The sequence below is a fragment of the Microvirga sesbaniae genome, from assembly GCF_025460805.1.
Lineage (GTDB): Bacteria > Pseudomonadota > Alphaproteobacteria > Rhizobiales > Beijerinckiaceae > Microvirga > Microvirga sesbaniae.
The window spans coordinates 211,264-233,307 of the sequence record NZ_JAMXFJ010000008.1 but is presented as its reverse complement, the minus strand read 5'-3'; the positions used below and the strand labels follow the sequence as shown (position 1 = coordinate 233,307).

Below are 22,044 nucleotides of genomic sequence, written 5' to 3'. Positions count from 1 at the left end.
CGTCGCCCTTGCGCACCTCGAAGCGCATGGTGTTGTTGTCCGGGGAGGAGAAGCTCCAACGTTCATCAGCATTATCGACCTTGAGCGGGCCGATGCTGGATGAGATGTACGTGCTTTCAGAAGCGGACGGGGTCCACTGTGACGGAAGGATCGTAGCCATTGGTAATAAGCCCCTTTGCCCCCGTTTTTGGAGGCATTGTTAATATTTTAGTCTTTAGCGAGTCTATGAAGATGGCCGCATGAACATGCGGAATATAGATGTGTGTCAGGAGATACTTACAGAGCTAGGCAAAGAAAGTTTTAACCATGTTGCTATGTGAAAACCGAATATGAGAATTTCTGCTGCCCAGTCTTGCTGATTTCTGCCAATTTTTTGTTCCTTTGCGCCAACTTGGCGATCAAGCGCAAATTATGTTTGAAACTTGGCAGTATTGTGGAGCACCCATTGGAGTGTCCAGCAAGCGCATCGAATATGTGACCCGGATTAATCGGCAAACGTTCGCCGTACTTGCAGCGCTGTTCGCAACGTCGAATTTCTGGCAAGCGAGCACACAACTCGATTGATGCCAGGGAATCTTGTTGCTTGAATTGGTTGGATCGGCTTACGTTTTGTTTCTCCGGTATGAGGAGGAGCGCTGCTGCGACGAGGACAGGTCCATACCGCGCTACTTCTTCGAGGCCTACAATGGTGAGCGCTTCGTTTCGGGCTCCAACGGGCTTGAGCTTCCGGGCACAGGGAGAGATGCTCTTCCTCGTGGCGATCAGCAGACGTATTTCATCTGTGTCAAGGACGAGACTGGACAGGTGCTGCTGCGGGCAGGCCTCAAAGGTCCGCATTCAATAGAGATGCACGCGCCTTCTCTCACATCAATGGCATCCGTGATCGCTCCGCGGCCTTATACAAGCTAAGGGTCGCTAGCGAGTCGGACGGCTCAGAGGGCCGCGTCCGCGGCCCGCTGGGTCCGCCTTATCCGATGCGCCGATCAAGAGAAGGAGCCTCGCACCCAAAAGCGGTGTCCGCTTTTCATGTTCGAGGCTCTAGGAGGCAAGGCGTCCCGTCCTTTGCTTCTGGTTGCGCGAGTGGCAGGAGCTGCAAGTACTTCACCGGCAGAATGCGGTAACACTCACATGCCGCTTGCTCGAGGAGAGGGCGGTCCAGGATGGTAGCCTTTCCTCGACCTTGATGGATCAAACCGGCTCCTTGGAGGTCCTTGGTTATCGTACTCACAGTTGATCGTTGGACTCCCAGCATCTCGGCCAGGTACTCATGCGCGAGGGGTACGTCGTCGCGGCCTGTCTGGTCACTTGAGGCAATAAGCCAGTGGCCTCGCGGCAGGTCCACCTCCTCAAGGTAGGGTTTCAGATGCTGAAGGTCGTCCGAACCCAAGGCCGCGAGAAGGCTGTTCGCGGGATAGTGGGCATGTAGCTCGCGCGTTGCCTAAATCGAGTCCTATTATACTCATAAGAACGCCGCATTTTACTTCAGGATGCTGACTTCTCAAGTATCCTCCCCGATCATAACGGCATACCTCCCCTTACATCTTCTACTTCGACTCCATCTCGCAGGAGGCTCATATGAATGTAGATGGCAGCTACGTTGTTCGGCGGGCTTACGGCGCTTATCAAGCATGTCTCATCATTCGCTCAGACAAGAGATGCCTATTTGTAGTGAATTTGGACGCTGAGAGGAAACCCAAGGGACGACAGAGTCTTCTGGTACGCTGCGGCGCTTTAGGAATATTCGCGACCTACGAAGAAGCTCTATGTCGGGCTGAAAACGCCAATGCGGTCGATCGAGAGTATCGCGCTCAAATTGATGCGCAGCGGGAAGCTCTTCGATTGGCGCGCATGAAACGGGATGAAGCCGTACGAGCTGCTCTGCATTCAGCTTAGACCGATGCCGCCCTTCTTCGGATCAAGCGACCGACCAGCGCCTCGGTCGTTGGCAAAAGGTCCAGCTCGTCCTCTACCAGCGATCGCCAAGTTAAGCCTCAGAAATCTTCATCAGATGCAGGAACTCCGCTCGGGATAGAGCCGAACGGGGACGGGGTCTCATGTTGGTCAGCTGCAACAAAGGGATTGGAACTGGACCCTTTATACCAGCTGGGAGTAGGCGGCTCATCGCCATGACCTGTACAGTGCTGTTGCAAGTACCTCTGCGACGATCGGCATCGCTCCAACTGGGAGAGCGAGCCTATAGGAGAAATCCGATCTCGAGAGAGTTTCGACGTCTTTGACCAGGACCTTGAAGGCGCTCCTACCATCGCCGTCTACGTCACCTCGGACAATCGCATTGTTTCCCAGATCCCGAATGCGAAGCTCACCGACCTGTCGGGGAACGCGTCGGTGCGAATGAACTTGAATGCATTGTTCCCGCTAAAGTCCTTATTGGCATCAATTGTCCGTAGGTCGGTGCCGTCCTGCCCAAAGCGCCCGTAAGGAAGTCGCGGCCGAGGCCACCAGCAAGGATATCAATGCTCCATTATCTAACGAATCAAAACCCGTATCACCGCGGAGACTACTCTCGCCCACATGACCGAAAAGGCCTGTTCAACATCGGCCTCAGACAGACACCGCGCGCTGACATCGAACAAAAGGTTCTTGAAATGGTCGGGAGTTGGCTGGCAGATCGGACGAATCGGAGATGCACTGGAGGCGCTTCTCAATCATGCATCTGAAGGATCTCGCCCCGGCCGAACGAGATGCGATCGATATCCTGCGAGGCCAACTGGCTTATGTGCGGCAGATAAAGCGAAACTCTACAAGCGGTGGCGAGGGCAAAGGTCGAAATCTCTAAAGGCGGCTTGAGCCTGAGACCCGGCTAACCCACACCTCCGGAACGTCATCTGCAGGTGTTTCGGACGGCTTCGGCGGCAGGCCGGGCCGATCACTGGAACCGGGAATGACGCCCGGGACTCACGCCGGCACTCCATTCGGGGCTTCAGTGCAAATGCGGCTATGCCCCAGAATCCAGCTTCCCACAAATGGGGATCCCACATCCATGCCTTCCAATCCTTTGAATTGGACATTTGTGTCAGCGTAACGAAACGGGTCACTTCAGGATTGTTGACATTCTCTTTCGGGTGATTTGGCCCGGGAGAGGCTCAGAGAACTTGAGCAAGTGTGAGAGCATATTCGGTGCGCTGGTCCGCACGGCAATAGGCGAGAGCCTCGGACGTGACCCAGAGGGCCACGTCAGCGACCCGAAGGGCCGCGTGAGCGAAAGGTGGACACCCCTTTCGGGTCCGAGGCTCCCTCTCTTGACCGGCGCATCGGATGGGGCAGCCCTCTGGGTCCGTCCGATGCGCTAGTGGCGCAGTGCGTAAGGATCGAAGCCATAGGGCGCAAATGTTTGGAGGAAGCCCGACCGCAACACGCAACCGATCAATTTCGTCCCGTGAAGGGTACCATGTCTTTCAATCAATTTTATTGAGGAGGGCTCTATGCCCAAGCCAGCGCTTTATTTCAACGCGGCCACAGAAGGGTTCGGAGCGGAACTCTATTTCCTCCCTCGTGGAGGCGATAAGCCGGGATCGATTGATCTTGTGCCCGGGCCAGTCGGATCGAACCCGACCGGCTTCATCGCACTGAAAGGTCAAATCTATTTCTCGGCCTATGCCCCGGAACACGGCTATGAGCTTTACCGCCTCTCTCCGGGTAGCTCCAAACCCACATTGATCGAAATTCAGCCGGGTCAGGGGAGCTCATATCCGCACAACTTCACGGTATACAACGACCAGCTCTTCTTCTCCGCCACAACGGCGGCTGCCGGCACCGAACTCTATCGCCTCTCTTCTCAGAGCGACACGCCGGCTCTGATCGACATCAATCCGGTCCCTAGCGGTTCCCGTCCCGATATCGTAGGCTCAGCTCCGAGAAACTTCCTTACGTATAAGGGGCAGCTCTACTTCACCGCCTTCACGGATAAGAGTGGCGAAGAACTCTACCGCATCTCGCCGGGTAGCGATTCCCCGTCCCTGATCGACATCAATCCCGACGAGCGGAGCTCGACACCGGGTATCTTTGGCGACTTCAAAGAGTACAAGGGGCAGCTCTATTTCACCGCCGACTCGCCGGAAAGCGGCATCGAACTCTATCGGCTGTCGCCGGGTAGAACGGAGCCCACGCTGATCGATATGACGCCTGGTGCTGGAAGCTCTTTTGTGAGTTATTTCAGCGGGTTCGTGGAATTCGGCGGCAAGCTGTACTTTGCTGGATTCAGTGCAGAGACGGGGACGGAGCTCTTCCACCTGGATCGTGGAAGGACGACGCCGACAGCGATCGATATCAACCAAGGCCCAGCCTATTCCTCCCCGAGTCACCTCACCGTCTTTCGAGGAAGTCTCTACTTCACGGCCTCGACAGAAGAGCATGGAACCGAGCTTTACCGCCTGCCTCGTGGCAGCACGCAACCAATCCTCGTTGACATCAACCCAGGTTCGGACAGCTCGTCTCCCCTTGACCTGATCGTTTTCAAAGGCAGCCTCTACTTCTCTGCCACCTCAGAGGAGCATGGCATCGAGTTGTACCGGATCTCTCCCGGCAAAACAAAACCAACACTGATCGATATCAACCCGGGAATGGACAGCTCTTTTCCGTCAGACTTTACCGACTCAGGAGGCAAGCTCTACTTTACGGCCAATTCGCACGATTTTGGCCGCGAACTCTACGAGCTATCTCCCGGCAGTCTGAAACCGAGCCTCATTGACATCAATGTTGGCTCGGCGGACTCGTACCCTCATGGATACTTCACCTTGTAAGGGTCATGAACGAGATGGACAAAACCAGAAAGGTTGCCGACGCTGTCCTGGCCGAGTTGGAGACAATGCAAGGCTTCCGTGACTGGTGGGCCAGCGTCGATCCGGAAATGCAGAACCAGATCCTGGAAGGGATTGGAACTGCCGCTATCGAAGCCGTCGAGAACAGCGAATAGGAACGGCCAGAGTGGGGGCCGACTCGGGGGGGTTAGCCTCAATCGAGCCCCACTGTCTTGGGCGTGCTGTCCACTTTTCGCTCACGCGGCCCTTCGGGTCGCTGACGCGGCCCTCTGGGTCACGTCCGAGGCTCTCGAGCTGCTTCCACTCGCGTGGAAGCACCTCTCTTCTTTGCTGTGCCGCATGTTTAACGGCGAACCGGATCCACTTCGCCGAACAATGCTCTAGGCGCGGGCCGTACTCTCCTCTTCCGAAAACCGCGACGTGCTCATGAGCATCTCCCTGTCGTGGGTCGGGATGATGCCGGGCGAGTGTGACGGGATGGTAATGGCTGTTTGGCAATTCAGCCGAGGCTCGCTCGTGTCCCACCGCGTGTCAGCCTCCGGGTCTTACCTGCGGTCGGGCGTCATTGTCGACATCTGGCTCCGGTTTGCAGGTTACAGATGCGTCCCGGCAGGCACCCGAAGACCTCTCGCTCGAACCGACGACCCCGCGCGAGCCGCGTGGTTTTTCGGACAGGTCGATCATGACCTGCTTTCCGGAGATGGGGTCGAGAACAGTCATCGATCGTCTTTCAAGCCTGCGTCCGGCTATGCGCATCCACGGTAGGAAAACGGCCTCGCGCCCGGTCCGTTCAGGCTGGCCGACGATCATGTGCGCTGGAGCACGAGGGGGCGAACGGCCGCGTCACGCCGGAGCAAGGGCTTCGCGAGAGATGACGGCACTTCACTGCGGACGCCGCTGCACCTTTCAATGCGCGCGGCGCGCGATGATCCAGACCGCATGGACGATGCCTGGAATATAGCCCAGGATCGTCAGGAGTATGTTGAGCCAGAACTGACCGCCCAGGCCGACGGTGAAGAACACGCCGACAGGGGGCAACAGGATCGCCAGAAGGATGCGCAGAAGGTTTGCCATGGGGTCGCGATGAGAGGTGAAGCCATGGAGAGAACGGCACCGTGGCCGTTCCGTTCCGGGGCTGATCGCCGTGATGCGATCTCGCAAGCATCGATACGGTCAGCGATCCCATTTGATGCTGAGAGCGCTGGCGACGAGCCGGTCGATGAGAACCGGCGCATCGGACGCCATGCGCTCGATTCCCGTCACGGCTTGGCGGGTCATGCGCCCGTTCAGAAATGCGTAATCCATCACGATCGCGCTGACGAGCGCGATCACGGTCTTGAAGGCGCGCGAGGCGAGATCGGACCAGGACATGAGGCCTCTCAAGGAATATTCGCTCGCCTCATGCCTGAAAGGTCAAGCAGGATCAAGCTTTCGCCAGCATCCACTCGTGGTCGGGATCGTTGTGGAATTTCCAGACCCGCTTCGGACCCGCCATCACGTTCAGATAATAGAGCTCATAGCCGTGCGGCGCGCCCACCGGGTGATACCCCCTGGGCACCAGCACCACGTCGCCGTTGCCGGCGGCCAGCGTCTCGTCGAGAGAGCGGTCGTCGGTGTAGACCCGCTGGAGCGCAAAGCCGGACGGCGGATTGAGACGATGGTAATAGGTCTCTTCCAGCAGCGACTCGGCCGGAAGCATGTCCCGGTCGTGCTTGTGCGGCGGGTAGCTCGACCAATGGCCCGAGGGCGTGATGACTTCGACCACGAGCAGGCTCTCCGCGGCTTCCGTCTCCGGCAGGATGTTACGCACGTGGCGCGTGTTCGTGCCCTGGCCGCGCGTCTCCTGGCCGACCTCGTCGGGGCGGATCACGCGAGCCGGAAGCTTGCCCTCGGCGGGTGCCGTGCAGACGGCGATCTCGCAGTCGGTCTGCGCCTCGAGCGACCACTCGGAGCGGGCCGGCGCGTAGAGCGACCACGGATCCGGCTCAAACGGCGACGTGCGTCCGCCGATCATGCCGAAATCCCGTCCCGAGGCCGCCACCCGGGCCTTGCCCGACAGGAGCACGATGCAGGCCTCCCGGTCCCCTGTCGCCTCGCGGAGGCTCTGGCCGGCTCTCAGCTGGTAAACTTCGAAGCCCACATAGGTCCAGCCGGCAGAGTCCGGCGTGATGGCGTGGATGCGCCCCTGGGAATTGGGCTTCGATGGTTTGACGAGAAGATTCGCCATCGCTTTCTTCCTTATCGCAGGCCGGCTTCCTTGAGGAACCGGGTCAGATTGGCATAGCCCATCTTGGCATAGGTCAGCGGATGCGCCTTCTTCGGATCCTGCTCCGCCTCGATCACCACCCAGCCGCTGTAGCCCGGCAGTTCCTTGAACACGGAAACGAAATCCACCATGCCGTCGCCCGGTACGGTGTAGACGCCTTCGATGACGGAATCGAGGAAGCTCCAGCCCCGCGCCTGCGACGTCCTCATCACGTCCTTGCGGACGTCCTTCGTGTGCACATGGCTGATGCGGCTGCGGTAGCGACGGGCGAGCGCGGCCGGATCCGCGCCGCCCCAGGTGGCATGGCCCGTGTCGAGCAGGAGGTGCACGGCCTCGCCCGTGAAACGCATGAAGGCGTCGATGTCGGCCTCCGATTCCACGATCGTGCCCATGTGATGGTGATAGACGACGCGCACGCCCTCCTGCAGGGTTCGCTCGGCAACCTCCGTGATACGGCGCCCGAACTCGGCCCAATCGCCGTCCCGCATGACCGGGCGCTGCGACAGGGGCTTTGAGCGGTCGCCATGGATAGCGTTGGAGGTCTCGGCGAAGACGAGCACGTTCGAGCCCATGCTCTTGAGAAGATCCAGGTGGGGGCGCAGCGCCTTCATCTCCGCTTCGGCGTCGCGCGTCAGCAGCTCGGCCGAATACCAGCCCGACACGCAGGCGAGGCCGAAGGGCGCCAGCGCCTTCTTGAGCGCTTCCGGCGCGCGGGGAAACTTGTTGCCGAGCTCCATGCCCTCGAACCCGGCCTCCTTGGCTTCTGCCAGGCACACCTCCAGGGGCGTCTCGCCGCCGAGTTCCGGCATGTCGTCATTGGACCAGCCGATGGGATTGGCCCCGATACGGATCGTCATGTTCGTCTTCCTCTGTCCTGATCAATCGCCCACGCGCTGCGTGGCGAGGGCCGTTTCATAATCCCTGCGGGCTTTGTTGACCTGCTCGCGCACCGACACTTCCGGCACCGCCACGTCCCACCAATGGCCGCCGGCGTCGGTCGAAGCGAGGGGATCGGTGTCGATGACGATGACGGTGCTGCGGTCCGCGCTGCGCGCCTTCTTGAGCGCATCCTCCAGCTCGCCGATGCCCTTCACCTTGACGGATCGCGCGCCGAGCCCGGCCGCGTGGGCGGCAAAGTCGATCTCGGGCAGAGTCACGTGGTTGGTGTGCTGCAGCAGGTTGTTGAAGCTCTCTCCGCCGGTGGCGCGCTGCAGGCGGTTGATGCAGCCATAGCCGCGATTGTCGAGCAGCACGACGGTGAGCTTATGCCCCAGCATGACGGAGGTGGCGAGCTCCGAATTCATCATGAGGTAGGAACCGTCGCCCACCATCACGATCACCTCGCGGGAGGGATCCGCCATCTTGACGCCGAGCCCGCCTGCGATCTCGTAGCCCATGCAGGAATAGCCGTATTCCATATGGTAGCCCAGCGCCGCGCTCGCCTTCCAGTGCTTGTGCAGCTCGCCAGGCAGGCCGCCGGCCGCGCAAACCACCACGTCGGTCGGCGATGAGGCGCGCTGCACCGCGCCGATCACCTGCGCGTCCGACGGAAGCTCCACGTTGGTCGGGTCCGTGTAGCGGGCCGCGGCATCGAACCAGCGGGCCTTCTCGTCGCGGGCTTTGACCGCCTGATCTTCCGGCGCCTTCCAGCCGCCAAGCGCGCGGCTCAATTCCTCGAGCCCGACGCGCGCGTCGGCCACGAGCGGAGCCGCATTGTGCTTGGTCGCGTCGAAGGCCTGTACGTTGAGGCCCACGATCCGCCGCTTCGGGTTTCTGAACAGGGCCCATGAGCCCGTGGTGAAGTCCTGCAGGCGCGTGCCCACCGCGATCACCACGTCGGCGTCTTCGGCGAAGGCATTGGCGGCGCCCGTCCCGGTCACGCCGATGGCGCCGAGATTGGCCGGGTGGTCGTGAGGCAGGCTCGACTTGCCGGCCTGCGTCTCACCCACCGCAAGACCGTGTTTCTGCGCGAAATCCGCCAGGGCGCTCTCGGCGCCCGAATAGAGAACGCCGCCGCCCGCCACGATGAAGGGCTTCCTGGACTTGCGGATAAGCTCGGCCGCCTGGGCGAGCTCCGTCTCGTCGGGACGGATCCGGCGCGGCGTCCAGATCTTCTCCGCGAAGAAGCTCTCCGGGTAATCGTAGGCCTCGGCCTGCGTGTCCTGGCAGAGGGCAAGCGTCGCCGGGCCGCATTCGGCCGGATCCGTGAGGACCGACATGGCGCGCTGGAGCGCGGGAATGATCTGCTCAGGGCGGGTGATGCGGTCGAAATAGCGGGAGACCGGCCGGAAGCAGTCGTTTGCCGAGATCGTGCCGTCGGCAAAGCTCTCGATCTGCTGCAGCACCGGATCCGGCCTGCGGTTGGCGAAAACGTCGCCCGGGAGGAGCAGCACCGGCAGGCGGTTCACATGGGCGACGGCGGCGGCCGTCACCATGTTGGTGGCGCCGGGCCCGATGGACGTGGTGCAGGCCATCATGCGCCGCCGCCGCGAGGCCTTGGCGAAGGCGATGGCCGCATGCGCCATGCCCTGCTCGTTATGGGCCCGGTAGGTCGGGAACTGGTCGCGCACCCCGTGCAGGGCTTCGCCCATGCCCGCCACGTTGCCGTGTCCGAAGATGGCCCAGACACCGCCGAAGAGCGGCAGGATCTCTCCGTCGATCTCCGTCTTCTGGGCGGTCAGGAAGCGGGCGACGGCTTGCGCCATGGTCAGGCGGATCGTGCTCATACGTGTACCTCTCGAATGGCGTCGCAAGGTGTTCAGGTTTTCGCGTTCATGGGAAGAGGACGGAGCCTTCCACGGGCTTCATCCTTGGTATGAGGCGGCTTTCGCCTGGCCCGAGACGCGCTGCCACGCGTCGACGAGGCGCTGGAAGCGGGAGGCCATGTCGCTGACGGCGGCTTCATCCGAGATCTCGCCCCTGAGCCACCGCCGGGCCGCATCGTTGAAGATGGTGCGGCCGACCGCAAAGCCCTTCACCTGCGGCTCCTTGGCGGCGGCCGCGAAGGCGGCTTCCAATTCGCTCTCGGGCGCCTCGAGGCCAAGCAGCACGATCCCGCGGCAATAGGGGTCGTTGCGGGTGATGACCGCCCCGATGGCATGCCAGGCGGCTTCGTCCCGCTGCGGTTCGAGCTTCCACCAGTCGGGCCTGATGCCGAGATCGTAGAGCCGCTGCAGGATGCCCGCCACCGTATCGGTCTGAAGCAGCCCATGCTTGCCCGCGATGATTTCGACCAGCAGTTCCCGACCGATGCGACGCGCTGCATCGTACAGGCGCAGCAGATCGCGCTCCTGGCGCTCCTTCAGCTCCGGCGGATCGTCCGGGTGGTAGAAGCACAGGCATTTGATGGTGTGTCCGACCGGCCATTCCACGAGCCTGGCGCCGAGCGAGCCGCCGCCCTCGAAGTCGAGGGGGCGCGAGCCCGGCAGCTCCACCGGCCTTCCGATCCAGAACGGGTGATCGGCGGCGCGAAACAGCGCCTCGCGGCCATAGGTCCCGTCGATCAGCATGCCGAAGCCGGAGCGCCCGTCGGCCACCCGGGCCGCCGCCTCGACGGCGAGCACCTTGAAGTCGGGAATGCGCTCGACCGGCGCGCTGATCTCCTTCGCCATCGCCTCCAGCTGCATGCGATGGTCGATGGCAAGCGCCATGAGCGTATCGGCTTGAGGCCGGCGCGTCGTCGCCCAATGGATGTGGTTGATGTCCTGGTCGAAGCGCAGGGCCCTGTGGGGGCTCCCGGTCTTCAGGAAGTGCTGCAGCTCCGGGAATGTCGGGATCTCGGGCGAGCAGAGCAGGCGCGACACCGCGAAGGCGCCGCTCGCATTGGCATAGGCGCAGCACGTCTCGAGCGGCTCGTCCTTCAGCCAGCCGCGCAGGAACCCCGACAGGAAGGCGTCGCCGGCACCGAGCACGTTATAGACCTCGACCGGGAAGCCGGGCCCCTTCACGCCGTCGTCGAGGGATACCGGAATGTCTCCCGGGAACACCACACAGCCCATGGGACCGCGCTTGCACACGATGGTGGCCTTCGAGATGGCCCGGATGGCCCGGATGGCGGACAGCGTGTCCTCGGACCCGCCCGCGATGTGCAGTTCCTCCTCCGTGCCAACCACGAGATCGCAATCGGCAAGGATCGGCGTCAGGTGCTCGGTCACCGCATCGGAGCGCACGTAGCGGGATTCTCCCGCGCCATGACCGAGGAGGCCCCAGAGGTTGGGGCGGTAATCCACGTCGAACACCACCTTGCGGCCGTTCGCCTTGGCGATCCGGATTGCCTTCTTCTGCGCGGCGGCGGTCGTCTCCCGCGAGAAGTGCGTGCCTGTCACGACGATGGCGGCCGCCGAGGCGACGAAGCCCTCGTCGATGTCATCCTCGTTGAGCGCCATGTCGGCGCAGTTGTCGCGATAGAAGATCAGGGGAAAGGAGTCCTGATCGCGGACGCCCAGGATCACGAGGGCGGTCAGCCGCTCCCTGTCTGTGACGATGCCGGCCGTGGTGACGCCTTCGCGCTCCATCTGTTCGCGGATGAAGCCACCCATGGCCTCGTCGCCGACCCGGGTGATCAGGCCCGACTTCAGCCCGAGCCGGGCCGCCCCGATGGCGATGTTCGCCGGACATCCGCCGACAGCCTTGGAGAAGGAGGCCATGTCCTCCAGCCGTCCGCCCACCTGCTGGCCGTAGAGATCGACCGAAGCGCGACCAATGGTGATCACATCCAGGCCCGGCTTCATGCTGTTCCTCCCGCTTCCGGTCTTGTAAACCGTGTGAGAGCCTCGTTCGGCTCTTGCCGTTATAGAATGTTTATTCTATTAGCACCTTATGCTGGAATATCAATTCCAAATTCTCCGTAAGCCGGCAAAGGATCAGGGGGAAACATGATCAGAATCGCCGTATTGGGCGCTGGCCGCATCGGCCGCATTCACGGGCGCAACGCCGCCAGCCATCCCGGCGCCCGTCTCGTGGCGGTGGCCGACCCGCATGCGCCCGCCGCGCAGGATCTGGCGGCCTCCACCGGAGCCGAGGTTGCGTCGCTCGACACGATCGTCGAGCGTTCCGACGTGGACGCGATCCTGGTCTGCACGCCGACCACCACTCATGCCGACTTGATCGAGCGGGGCGCGCGCGCCGGCAAGGCGGTATTCTGCGAGAAGCCGGTCGATCTGTCGAGCGCGCGCATCGAGGCGTGTCTCGCCGCGGTCGAGAAGGCCGGCACGCCGCTGATGATCGGCTTCAACCGACGCTTCGACCCGAATTTCGCATCGCTGCGCCGTCGTCTCGCCGACGGCGAAGTGGGCGAGGTGGAACTGGTCACGATCCTCTCCCGCGATCCCGGCCCGCCGCCGGTGAGCTACATCGCAACCTCCGGCGGCCTGTTCCGGGACATGATGATCCACGATCTCGACATGGCCCGGTTCCTGCTGCTGGGCGACGAGCCGGTGGAGGTCCATGCGGTCGGCTCGTCCCTCGTTGATCCGGCGATCGGCCAGGCGGGCGACGTCGACACCGCCGCCGTCATGCTGAAGACCGCCAAGGGCCGGATCGTGCAGATCTCCAATTCCCGCCGCGCCACCTACGGCTACGACCAGCGCATCGAGGTTCATGGGTCTAAGGGCATGATCCGTGCCGGCAACATCCACCGCACCACGGTCGAGGTGGCGAATGCGTCGGGCATCACCGCCGATCCGGTGCAGGACTTCTTCCTGGAGCGCTACGCCGAAGCCTATCGGGACGAACTCGCCACGTTCCTGAACGCGATCCGCGACGGCAAGCCGTGTGACCCCACCGGCCGGGACGGTCTCATGGCCCAGCGCCTAGCCGATGCCGCGACGGAGTCGGCGCAGAGCGGAAAACCGGTCCGGCTGTAAACGGCAAGGGCGCTGCGGCGCCCTTTCTCATATCGCGCGGGAGGCGAGAGCCTTTCAGCTCTCCGCCCGCTTCTCCGCCGTGCCGACGGCGAGCGCCATGGCCAGGGCGAACGAGGCGGAGAGCGACCGGAAGGCGCCGAAATCCGCTTCCGCGACTTCGAGCCAGACATCGGCATTCGTCACCAGCGGGCTGAAGGCCGAATCGGTGATCGCGACCACCGGCACGTCGCGCTGCGCGGCCGCCGCCGCGAGATCGGCCGTGACCGGCGCATAGGGCGTGAAGCTGATCGCCAGAACGGCGTCACGCTTGGTCGCGATGGCGAGCTGCTCGGGTCCGAGCTGTCCGACATGGTCGATGAGGATGGCCCGGATGCCGAGCTTTCCGAAGGCATAGGCGCAATAGGCGATGACCGGGAACACCCGCCGGGCGCCGAGAAGGTAGACGGTATCGGCCTTTGCCAGGGTCTCGATGGCGCGGGCCAGCTCCTCGGGGCGCACGGAGGCCCGCATCCGCTCCAGGGAAACGGCCGCCGCACTGGTGAAACCGTCGAGCAGGGATATCGCATGAACATGATGCCCATCGGCATCGCGCAGGCTGCGGAGCCGCTCGCGATAATCCGGAAACCGCTCCCGCAGACGGTCCCGGAAGATCTGCTGCAGATGGGAGAAGCCGTCGTAGCCGAGGCTCTTGGCGAAGCGCACCAGGGTGGAGGGCTGCACACCGGCATGCTCGGCGATGCCCGCGACCGTTCCAAACGCCATGTCCTCCGGGTGCTCGAGGGCGAAGGCGGCAATCTGCTTCAGGCGCTTCGGCATGGCCTCGCGGCGACTGAGCAGGAGCACGCGAAGGCCGTCATAATCGTCCGGCGTTTCCGCCACCGCCGCTTCCGCGCTGCCCATGCTGTCCTCGGTTCCCATCGCAGGCCTCTCGACGCCAGATCGGCCTTGACCCGATCCTACAAAAATGGAATAAAAATTCCAATATAGAAACAAAAAAGGTTCTGACGTTCCGTTTCGGCGGACGATCGGATCGGCAGAGGGAACGCTGTGCGGACGGTGATTCGCCCTTCGGCTCATTTGTTTTCTCTCTGCCCGCCAAGGCAAGCGGCAAGGCCGCGGCGATTGCCGCAGCGCACAGGCGTTGCGGCGCTCGCGGGAGAACCATCTGGGAGGAAGAGCATGAAATCCATCATCATCGGTCTGGCTGCCGCGGCAGCCCTGACCTTTGCGGCCGCCGCCCCGGTTGCGGCGCAGCAGAACACTCGCATCATCGTCGTCAGCCACGGTCAGGCCAACGATCCGTTCTGGTCGGTGGTCAAGAACGGCGTGGCGGCCGGCGGCCAGGACATGAAGGTCCAGGTCGATTACCGGGCGCCCGAGACCTTCGACATGGTCGCCATGGCCCAGCTCATCGACGCGGCCGTCAACCAGAAGCCCGCCGGCCTCATCGTGTCGATCCCCGATGCCTCGGCGCTCGGCCCGTCGATCCAGAAGGCGGTCGCGGCCGGCATTCCGGTGATCTCCATGAATTCGGGCTCCGACGTCTCGAAGAAGCTCGGCGCGCAGCTCCATGTGGGCCAGGACGAAGTCGAGGCCGGACGCATCGCCGGCGCCAAGCTCAAGGAGATGGGCGGCAAGGTCGGCCTGTGCGTGAACCAGGAGGTCGGCAACGTGTCGCTCGACCTGCGCTGCAAGGGCTTCACGGAAGGCTTCGGCGGCAAGGTGACGGTCCTGCCGGTCACGAACGATCCGGCCGATGTCCGCGCCAAGGTGAAGGCTGCCATCTCGGCCGACGCCTCGGTCGACACGGTCCTGGCGCTCGGCGCCGGCACCGCGGGCGAGCCCTCGGTCGCGGCCGTCAAGGAAGCCGGCAAGACCGGCGCCATCCGGGTCGCCACGTTCGACATGTCGGCCGGGTTCCTCAAGTCCGTGGCGGCCGGCGAAGCGGTCTTCGCCATCGACCAGCAGCAATACCTGCAGGGCTACCTGCCCGTGGTGTTCCTGGCCAACTACGCCAAGTATGGCCTCATGCCCGGCGGCAACGTGCCGTCCGGCCCGAACCTGATCACCAAGGAAAAGGCCAGCCAGGTGATCGACCTGTCCGCCAAGGGCATTCGCTGAAGCAATTCTGAGGAGCCCGCGGCCATGCCGGTCGCGGGCTCCTCTGTTTCATGGATTCGATGGGGAGGCGCTCATGGTCAACACCACTCAGCCGACCGCTGATCTCGCACCGGCAACGGCCGTCAAGACGATTCAGGACGAGCGCCTGCGGGAGGTCTCCCTCCTCACCAAGATCATGCGGCGGCCCGAACTCGGCGCCCTGGCGGGTCTCGTTCTGGTGACGATCTTCTTCCTCTCCACGGCCGACGCCTCGATGTTCACCCTCGCGGGCATCATGAACATTCTCTCGCCGGCCGCGCAGCTCGGCATCCTGGCCATCGCGGCGGCCCTCCTGATGATCGGCGGCGAGTTCGATCTTTCCATCGGCTCCATGGTGGCCTTCACCGGCCTCGTCTTCGGCGCCTTCATCACGCTCAGCGGCTGGCCGTTGCTGCTCGCCATCGCGGCGACCCTCGCCGTGGCGGCGGTGCTCGGCGGCCTGAACGGCCAGATGGTGATCCGCACGAGGCTGCCCTCCTTCATTGTCACGCTCGCCTTCCTGTTCATCCTGCGCGGTCTCTCGCTCGTCGGATTGAAATGGGCGACCGGCGGGTCGACGCAGATGCGCGGCATCGGCGACCAGGCGGGAGATGGGCTCGTCCGCGAGCTCTTCTCGGGGGTTGCCTTCGAAGGGGTGTTCTCCTGGCTCGCGGCGCACGACGTCATCGCCAAGTTTCCGAACGGGACGCCGACCGTCACGGGCGTGCCGATCTCCATCGTCTGGTTCGTTGTTTTCGCCCTGACGGCCACCTGGCTTCTGCTGCGCACACGGGCCGGCAACTGGATCTTCGCGGCCGGCGGCGATGCGAACGCGGCGCGCAATTCCGGCGTGCCGGTGGACCGGGTGAAGACAAGCCTGTTCATGCTCACCGCCTGCGCGGCCGCGCTGGTCGCCATTCTCACCGTGCTCGACGCGGGCTCGACCGATGCACGGCGCGGCTTCCAGAAGGAGTTCGAGGCTATCATCGCGGCGGTCATAGGGGGATGCTTGCTCACCGGCGGCTACGGCTCGGCCATCGGGGCCTTCTTCGGCGCCATCATCTTCGGCATGGTCTCCATCGGCCTCACCTATACGCGGTTCGATTCCGACTGGTTCCAGGTCTTCCTGGGCGCCATGCTGCTGCTCGCCGTGCTGTTCAACAACTTCATCCGGCGCAAAGTGACGGGAGAACGCTGATGGACAAGGACGCTCCCCTCATCGACATCCGCAACCTCGTCAAGCATTTCGGCTCGGTGATCGCGTTGTCGGGCGTGTCGCTCACGGTCCGGCGCGGCGAGGTCATGTGCCTGCTCGGCGACAACGGCGCCGGCAAGTCGACGCTGATCAAGACCCTCGCGGGCGTGCACAGGCCGACGTCGGGCGAGTTCTTCGTCGAAGGGCAGCCGGTCGCCTTCGCCAGCCCGCGCGATGCCCTCGATGCGGGGATCGCGACGGTCTACCAGGATCTCGCCATGATCCCGCTCATGTCGGTCACGCGCAACTTCTTCATGGGCCGCGAGCCGGTGAAGGGCATCTGGCCGTTCCGCAACGTGGATTTCGACCATTGCGACGAGGTCACGCGGGAAGAGATGCACAAGATCGGCATCGACGTGCGCGATCCCCATCAGGCCGTCGGCACCCTGTCGGGCGGCGAGCGCCAATGCGTGGCGATCGCCCGGGCGGTCTATTTCGGCGCCAAGGTGCTGATCCTCGACGAGCCGACCTCGGCGCTGGGCGTGGCGCAGACATCCATGGTGCTGAAATACATCCATCAGGTGCGCCAGAAGGGCCTCGGCGTGATCTTCATCACGCACAATGTGCGCCACGCCTATGCGGTCGGCGACGGCTTCACCGTGCTCAATCGCGGCAAGACCCTGGGAACGTACAGGAAGTCCGAGATCCAGATCGACGAGCTCCAGAACCTCATGGCCGGCGGCAAGGAGCTGCAGGCGGTATCGGAGGAGCTGGGCGGGATGGTCTGACAGCAGGGGCTGCCTTGTCGTCGATGCACAGGCCTCGGATGTCATGGCCGGGCCTGTCCCGGCCATCGCGATGCTGGAATGCGATGGGCTTCATGCACCCGAGATCGCCGGCACGAGGCCGAGGATGACAAAGGAAGTGAGCGTCCGGCCAGGTCCACTGGATGCGGATCGCGTTTTGTTCGTGAAATCGAGGAGCGCAATGGATGACGGCACTCGGGATCGGTCTCATCGGCACAGGCTACATGGGCAAGTGTCACGCACTCGCCTGGAACGCCGTTGCGGCGGTCTTCGGCGACGTCGAACGGCCCCGCCTCGCGGTCCTGGCGGAGGCCACGCCGGAGCTCGCTGAACGGAAGGCACGCGAGCTGGGGTTCGCGCGCGCCACAGGCGATTGGCGATCGCTCATCGCGGATCCGGCCGTCGACGTGGTGTCGATCACCACGCCCAACGCCTTCCATCCCGAGATGGCGATCGCCGCCCTGGAGGCGGGCAAGCATGTCTGGTGCGAGAAGCCCATGGCCACGCGCCTGCCCGATGCGGACAGGATGCTGGCGGCTGCCCGCGCGTCCGGCAAGGTCGCTGCTCTCGGCTACAACTACATCCAAAATCCCATCGTCCGCCTGATCGGCCGTCTGATCGACGAGGGCCGGATCGGCGATGTCAACCACGTGCGCATCGAGATGGACGAGGACTTCATGGCCGATCCGGGGGAGCTCTTCTATTGGAAGAGCGAGGCGGGCTCGGGCCACGGCGCCCTCGACGACTTCGGCGTCCACGCGCTCAGCCTGCTCTGGACCCTCTTCGGCGGCGTGCGCCGCGTCTGCGGCCATATGGCGAAGCCTTACGCCGATCGTCCGCTGAAGGATGGAGGGCGCCGGGCTGTGGAGACCTACGACATCGCCACCACCCTGATCGAGCTCGACAATGGCGCCTCCGGGGTGATCGCGCTCAACCGCTCCGCTTGGGGCCGCAAGGGACGCATCTTCGTGCAGCTCTTCGGCTCGAAGGGCACCGTCGTGTACGATCAGGAGCGGATGAACGAGGTGCAGCTCTATACGGTCGATGGAGCCAAGGAGACGCAGGGCTTTCGCACCATCCTGACCTCCCCGCATCACCCGCCTTATGATAGATTCATTCCCGCGCCGGGACATGGGCTCGGCTTCAACGACCTGAAGATCGTGGAGTGCCGGGAACTCGTGCGCCGCATCGCCGGAGAGGCCGCGCATCTGATCACGTTCGAGGAGGGCGTTCGCATCGAGCGGGTCGTGGATGCGATCGCGCGAAGCGCCCATTCCGGCATGTGGGTGGATGTTCCGGCCGGTGGAGACAGGCAAGCCGCTTGAGGAGGTTCGACCATGAAAGTCGGAACAACCGCGGATCGGATCGTCATCGAATACGACATCCGGCAGGCGCCGCAGAGGATCTGGGCGGCGCTGACCGCGCCGGACGCGATCGCATCCTGGTGGGGCGACCATGTGAACCTGGACGCGAAGGCCGGCGGGGCCTTTCGTGAGGAATGGACCGACGAAACCGGGCGACGGGTGGTCACCACCGGCACCGTGAGCCGGTTCGAGCCGCCGGAGTTCCTCGAATTGTCCTGGGCCGACGAGGACTGGCCCCAGCCCACCCAGGTGTCCATGGTTCTCGATCCGGTCGCCGAGACGAAAACGCTTCTTCGCCTGGAGCATCGCGGATGGTCGGTGGTTCCGGCCGATCGAAGGCAGCGGCTGATCGAACAGCATGCGGCCGGCTGGCATCATCACCTGCGGGACCTCGAGGCCTATCTCGGTCGCTGAGCCGCCGCTCAGGCCGCGTGCGCCTTCAGGACTTCCAGAAAGGCGTCCGCATAGCGGTCGAGCTTGGCCTGGCCCACGCCGTGGATCTCGCCGAAGGCGCGCACGGTGGTCGGCCGCTTGACCGCCATGTCGATCAGGCTGCGATCGGAGAAGATCACGTAGGCCGGCACGCCTTCTTCCTTGGCAAGCCGCGTGCGCAGCCCCTTCAGGTCGAGCAGCAGCGGATCGTCGGTCGGCACCACGGATTCCGCTTCCATGCGGGAGCGCCTGCGGCGGCGCTCGGCGGGCTTCATCAGCACGTCGGAGCGCAGCTCGATCCGCTCCTGCCCCTTGAGAACGGCCACGCCTTTGTCCGTCAGCGTCCAGCGTCCGTACTCCGCCAGCTCCAGCCCCACGAGGCCGGCCGCATAGATCTGGCGCAGGAGCGAGCGCCATTCGGTCTTCGAGCGGTCATTGCCGACCCCGAACGTCTTCAGCTTGTCGTGCCCGAAGCGGCGGATCGAATCCGTCTCCTCGCCCACGAGGATGCTGATGAGATGCTCCGTGCCGAAGCGCTCGCCGGTGCGCACGATGGCCGACAGGATCTTCTGGGCCTCGATGGTGCCGTCGAAGGACATGACGCCGTCGATGCACAGGTCGCAATTGCCGCAAGGTTCGGTGCTCTCGCCGAAATAGGCGAGCAGCGTCTGGCGGCGGCAGCGCGGCGCCTCGCACAGGGCGACGAGCGCGTTGAGCCGCTGGCGCTCGACGCGCTTCTGCTCGTCCGCGGCATCGCTCTCCTCGATCTGCAGGCGGCGCAGGCGCATGTCGTCGAGGCCGTAGAGGGTGAGGGTGTCGGCCGGCGCACCGTCGCGCCCGGCGCGGCCGATCTCCTGATAATAGGCTTCGATCGATTTCGGCAGGGCCGCATGGGCGACGAAGCGCACGTCGGGCTTGTCGATGCCCATGCCGAAGGCCACGGTGGCGACCATCACCACACCGTCCTCCTGCAGGAAGATGTCCTGGTTCTTGGCCCGGTCTCCTTGGGGCATGCCGGCATGGTAGGGCAGAGCGCGATAGCCGGCCTGGCTGAGCGAGTCCGCCAGCTTTTCCGTGGCGTCGCGGGACGAGCAATAGACGATGCCGCTCTCGTGCCGGTGCTTGTCGAGGAAGGAGAAGAGCTGGCGCTTGGAATGCTCCTTCGCCTGCATGGCGAGGCGCAGGTTCGGCCGGTCGAAGCCGTGGATGAAGAGGCGCGGCTTCTCCTCGAACAGGCGATGCATGATGTCGTTGCGCGTCGCCACGTCGGCGGTCGCGGTGAGCGCGATGGTCTGCACGTTGCCCAGGCGCTGGCGCACCTCGCCCAGCATGGCGTATTCCGGCCGGAAATCATGCCCCCATTGCGAGACGCAATGGGCTTCGTCGATGGCGAGCAGGTTGACGCCGGCGCGTCCCAGCCACTCGGTGGTACCGGTATTCGCCAGCCGCTCCGGCGACGCGTAGAGAACCCGCATGCGGCCGTCCCGCACCGCGTCGACCACGCGGCGGTTCTCGGCCGGGTCGTTGGCGGAGTTGAGGCTGCCCGCCTCGATGCCGAAATGGCGCAACGCCGCCACCTGGTCGCGCATGAGGGCGATGAGCGGGGAGACCACCAGGGTCAAGCCCTCGCGGGCGAGAGTCGGCAGCTGGTAGCAGAGGGACTTGCCGGCTCCGGTCGGCATGATGGCCAGAACATCCTCGCCGGCCAGCACGGCGCGCACGATCTCCTCCTGTCCTTCGCGGAAGGAGGGGAAGCCGAAAACGTCGTGGAGAATCTTGGCGGGATCGATCACGTCTGCCCTGTGGCCGAGGAGAGGCCTCCCGTCAATGCGGCATCGGGAATCCCCAGCCGGATCAGCGCCCCTCGCGCGGCCGCGATGCCGGTCGCGAAGGTCGCCTGGAGCAGGTAGCCGCCGGTGGGCGCCTCCCAGTCCAGCATCTCGCCGGCCACGAAGACGTCAGGCATCCGCCGCAGCATCAGATGCTCGTCGACCTCGTCGAAGGGGATGCCGCCGGCGGTGGAGATCGCCCGGTCGAGGGGTTTCGTTCCCGTCAGTGTCAGGGGCACCGCCTGGATCAGGCGGGCCAGCGCACGGTGCTCGGTCGGGAGGGACGGCGAGGCCTCCCGGAGCAGCGCGATCCCGACGGGGCCGAGACCCGCGGCCTTGCGCAGGAAGGTGGACGTGGATTGGCCCCTGCGCGGAGCCTCGAGGCGCTTTGCCAGAGCGTCCTCGGTCAGGTCGGGTCGCAGATCGAGGTGGAGCGTGGCTTGGCCCGTCCGCTCGATGGCATCACGGAGACGGGCCGAGAGGGCGTAGACCGCTCCGCCTTCGATCCCATCCGCCGTGACGACGGCTTCGCCCTTCACGCTCGTCCCCTCGAAGGTCAGGGCGATTCGCTTCAGGGGCGCGCCGGCGAATCGGCCACGCATGAGGTCGGACCAGGCAAGGAGAAAACCCATATTGGCGGGACGCAGGGCCGAGATGGTGACTCCATGCAGGGTAAGGAACTCCGCCCATGTCCCGTCGGAGCCGAGCCGGGGCCAGCTCGCGCCGCCCAGTGCCAGGATTGTGGCGGCCGGTCTGATCCGAACCGCCTGTCCGGCCGCCTCGGTGAAGACCAGACGGCCGTCCTCGTCCCAGCCCTGCCAGCGGTGACGCAGGGCAAAGCGGACGCCAAGGCTCTCGAGGCGCGACAGCCAGGCGCGCAGAAGGGGCGAGGCCTTGAAAGCCTTCGGGAAGACGCGTCCGCTGGAGCCCACGAAGGTGTCCTGTCCCAGGCTCTCGCACCAGGCCCGCAGATCCTCCGGACGAAAGGCCTCGATCGCCGGGAGCAGTCGCGGCTGGGCCTCGGCGTAGCGGGTGACGAAACGTTCGAACGCCTCCGAATGGGTCAGGTTCAAGCCGCCCCGGCCGGCCATGAGCAGCTTGCGGCCAACCGACGGCATCTGGTCGTAGACCGTGGCGGCGATCCCCGCATGTCCCAGCACCTCCGCGGCGATCAGTCCGGCGGGGCCGCCGCCGATGACGGCGACTTCGGGAGAGGAGGGGCTCGAGGGCATGCGGTCAGCTGACGCGGGAGAGGGAGGAATCTGGACGCTGGCCGTTCAACATGGCATGCAGCGTCATCGGGTTCATGGCTCCTGCACATGAATGCCACAGGCACTTTTTGCAAGGGGAGCGGCGCCTCAACGCCGCCCG

18 protein-coding genes are annotated in these 22,044 nt (G+C 64.1%); 8 read left to right on the top strand and 10 right to left on the bottom strand.

Annotated features, from left to right (window positions below):
• Nucleotides 1-1,024: 1,024 nt before the first annotated feature.
• Entirely contained in the window at nt 1,025-1,342 is a 318-nt protein-coding gene (locus OCW50_RS33370; RefSeq protein ID WP_373371391.1) for a Crp/Fnr family transcriptional regulator, read from the bottom strand.
• Nucleotides 1,343-3,443: 2,101 nt separating this feature from the next.
• Between OCW50_RS33370 and OCW50_RS14165 the strand changes: the two genes are divergently transcribed.
• Both OCW50_RS14165 and OCW50_RS14160 read left to right on the top strand, forming a co-directional pair.
• Nucleotides 3,444-4,760: a hypothetical protein gene (locus OCW50_RS14165; RefSeq protein WP_262297992.1), complete on the top strand. Its 1,317-nt coding sequence runs from the start codon at nt 3,444-3,446 to the stop codon at nt 4,758-4,760.
• Nucleotides 4,761-4,765: 5 nt separating this feature from the next.
• Nucleotides 4,766-4,933, top strand: coding sequence for a hypothetical protein (locus tag OCW50_RS14160; RefSeq protein ID WP_262297991.1), 168 nt, complete (start codon nt 4,766-4,768; stop codon nt 4,931-4,933).
• A 751-nt stretch (nt 4,934-5,684) separates the two neighbouring features.
• On the opposite strand, the gene OCW50_RS14155 is transcribed toward OCW50_RS14160, so the two are convergent.
• The 6 genes from OCW50_RS14155 to OCW50_RS14130 all read right to left on the bottom strand — a co-directional run bounded on the left by OCW50_RS14155 (nt 5,685) and on the right by OCW50_RS14130 (nt 11,774).
• Nucleotides 5,685-5,852: a YqaE/Pmp3 family membrane protein gene (locus OCW50_RS14155; protein ID WP_114943178.1), complete on the bottom strand. Its 168-nt coding sequence runs from the start codon at nt 5,850-5,852 to the stop codon at nt 5,685-5,687.
• 99 nt (nt 5,853-5,951) lie between these two features.
• Complete coding sequence (locus tag OCW50_RS14150; RefSeq protein ID WP_262272588.1) at nt 5,952-6,149, bottom strand: hypothetical protein; 198 nt, start codon at nt 6,147-6,149, stop codon at nt 5,952-5,954.
• Between the two features lie 52 nt (nt 6,150-6,201).
• Nucleotides 6,202-7,005, bottom strand: a complete 804-nt coding sequence (gene iolB / locus OCW50_RS14145) for a 5-deoxy-glucuronate isomerase (RefSeq protein ID WP_262297990.1) — start codon at nt 7,003-7,005, stop codon at nt 6,202-6,204.
• 11 nt (nt 7,006-7,016) lie between these two features.
• Entirely contained in the window at nt 7,017-7,901 is an 885-nt protein-coding gene (gene iolE / locus OCW50_RS14140; RefSeq protein WP_262297989.1) for a myo-inosose-2 dehydratase, read from the bottom strand.
• A gap of 21 nt (nt 7,902-7,922) precedes the next feature.
• The gene (iolD, locus tag OCW50_RS14135) at nt 7,923-9,770 is read right to left on the bottom strand and encodes a 3D-(3,5/4)-trihydroxycyclohexane-1,2-dione acylhydrolase (decyclizing) (protein ID WP_262297988.1); all 1,848 of its coding nucleotides are present in this window, start codon (nt 9,768-9,770) and stop codon (nt 7,923-7,925) included.
• 78 nt (nt 9,771-9,848) lie between these two features.
• The gene (locus OCW50_RS14130) at nt 9,849-11,774 is read right to left on the bottom strand and encodes a bifunctional 5-dehydro-2-deoxygluconokinase/5-dehydro-2-deoxyphosphogluconate aldolase (protein ID WP_262297987.1); all 1,926 of its coding nucleotides are present in this window, start codon (nt 11,772-11,774) and stop codon (nt 9,849-9,851) included.
• Between the two features lie 144 nt (nt 11,775-11,918).
• On the opposite strand from OCW50_RS14130, the gene iolG reads away from it, so the two are divergent.
• A complete protein-coding gene (gene iolG / locus OCW50_RS14125; protein WP_262297986.1) occupies nt 11,919-12,908 on the top strand; it encodes an inositol 2-dehydrogenase in 990 nt (329 codons plus the stop codon).
• A gap of 54 nt (nt 12,909-12,962) precedes the next feature.
• Here the strand turns inward: iolG and OCW50_RS14120 are convergent, their stop codons facing one another.
• Nucleotides 12,963-13,826 carry a MurR/RpiR family transcriptional regulator gene (locus OCW50_RS14120; protein WP_373371388.1) on the bottom strand — a complete coding sequence of 288 codons (864 nt, stop codon included), beginning with the start codon at nt 13,824-13,826 and terminating at the stop codon, nt 12,963-12,965.
• 261 nt (nt 13,827-14,087) lie between these two features.
• Here OCW50_RS14120 and OCW50_RS14115 point away from each other — a divergent pair, with 261 nt between their 5' ends.
• The 5 genes from OCW50_RS14115 (at nt 14,088) to OCW50_RS14095 (ending at nt 18,826) form a co-directional block, all read left to right on the top strand.
• A complete protein-coding gene (locus OCW50_RS14115) occupies nt 14,088-15,029 on the top strand; it encodes a sugar ABC transporter substrate-binding protein (RefSeq protein WP_262297985.1) in 942 nt (313 codons plus the stop codon).
• Nucleotides 15,030-15,102: 73 nt separating this feature from the next.
• Nucleotides 15,103-16,245, top strand: a complete 1,143-nt coding sequence (locus OCW50_RS14110; RefSeq protein ID WP_262297984.1) for an ABC transporter permease — start codon at nt 15,103-15,105, stop codon at nt 16,243-16,245.
• Nucleotides 16,245-17,030: an ATP-binding cassette domain-containing protein gene (locus tag OCW50_RS14105; RefSeq protein WP_262272580.1), complete on the top strand. Its 786-nt coding sequence runs from the start codon at nt 16,245-16,247 to the stop codon at nt 17,028-17,030. The genes OCW50_RS14110 and OCW50_RS14105 overlap by 1 nt, the downstream gene beginning before the upstream one ends.
• A gap of 203 nt (nt 17,031-17,233) precedes the next feature.
• Entirely contained in the window at nt 17,234-18,373 is a 1,140-nt protein-coding gene (locus OCW50_RS14100) for a Gfo/Idh/MocA family protein (protein WP_262297983.1), read from the top strand.
• A gap of 12 nt (nt 18,374-18,385) precedes the next feature.
• Nucleotides 18,386-18,826, top strand: a complete 441-nt coding sequence (locus OCW50_RS14095) for an SRPBCC family protein (RefSeq protein WP_262272578.1) — start codon at nt 18,386-18,388, stop codon at nt 18,824-18,826.
• A gap of 8 nt (nt 18,827-18,834) precedes the next feature.
• Here OCW50_RS14095 and recQ read toward each other — a convergent pair whose 3' ends face one another.
• Nucleotides 18,835-20,637: a DNA helicase RecQ gene (recQ, locus tag OCW50_RS14090; RefSeq protein WP_262272577.1), complete on the bottom strand. Its 1,803-nt coding sequence runs from the start codon at nt 20,635-20,637 to the stop codon at nt 18,835-18,837.
• On the bottom strand, nt 20,634-21,905 hold the full coding sequence (locus tag OCW50_RS14085; protein WP_262297982.1) for a BaiN/RdsA family NAD(P)/FAD-dependent oxidoreductase: 1,272 nt from the start codon (nt 21,903-21,905) through the stop codon (nt 20,634-20,636). Before OCW50_RS14085 ends, recQ begins: the two co-directional genes overlap by 4 nt.
• Nucleotides 21,906-22,044 lie beyond the last annotated feature (139 nt).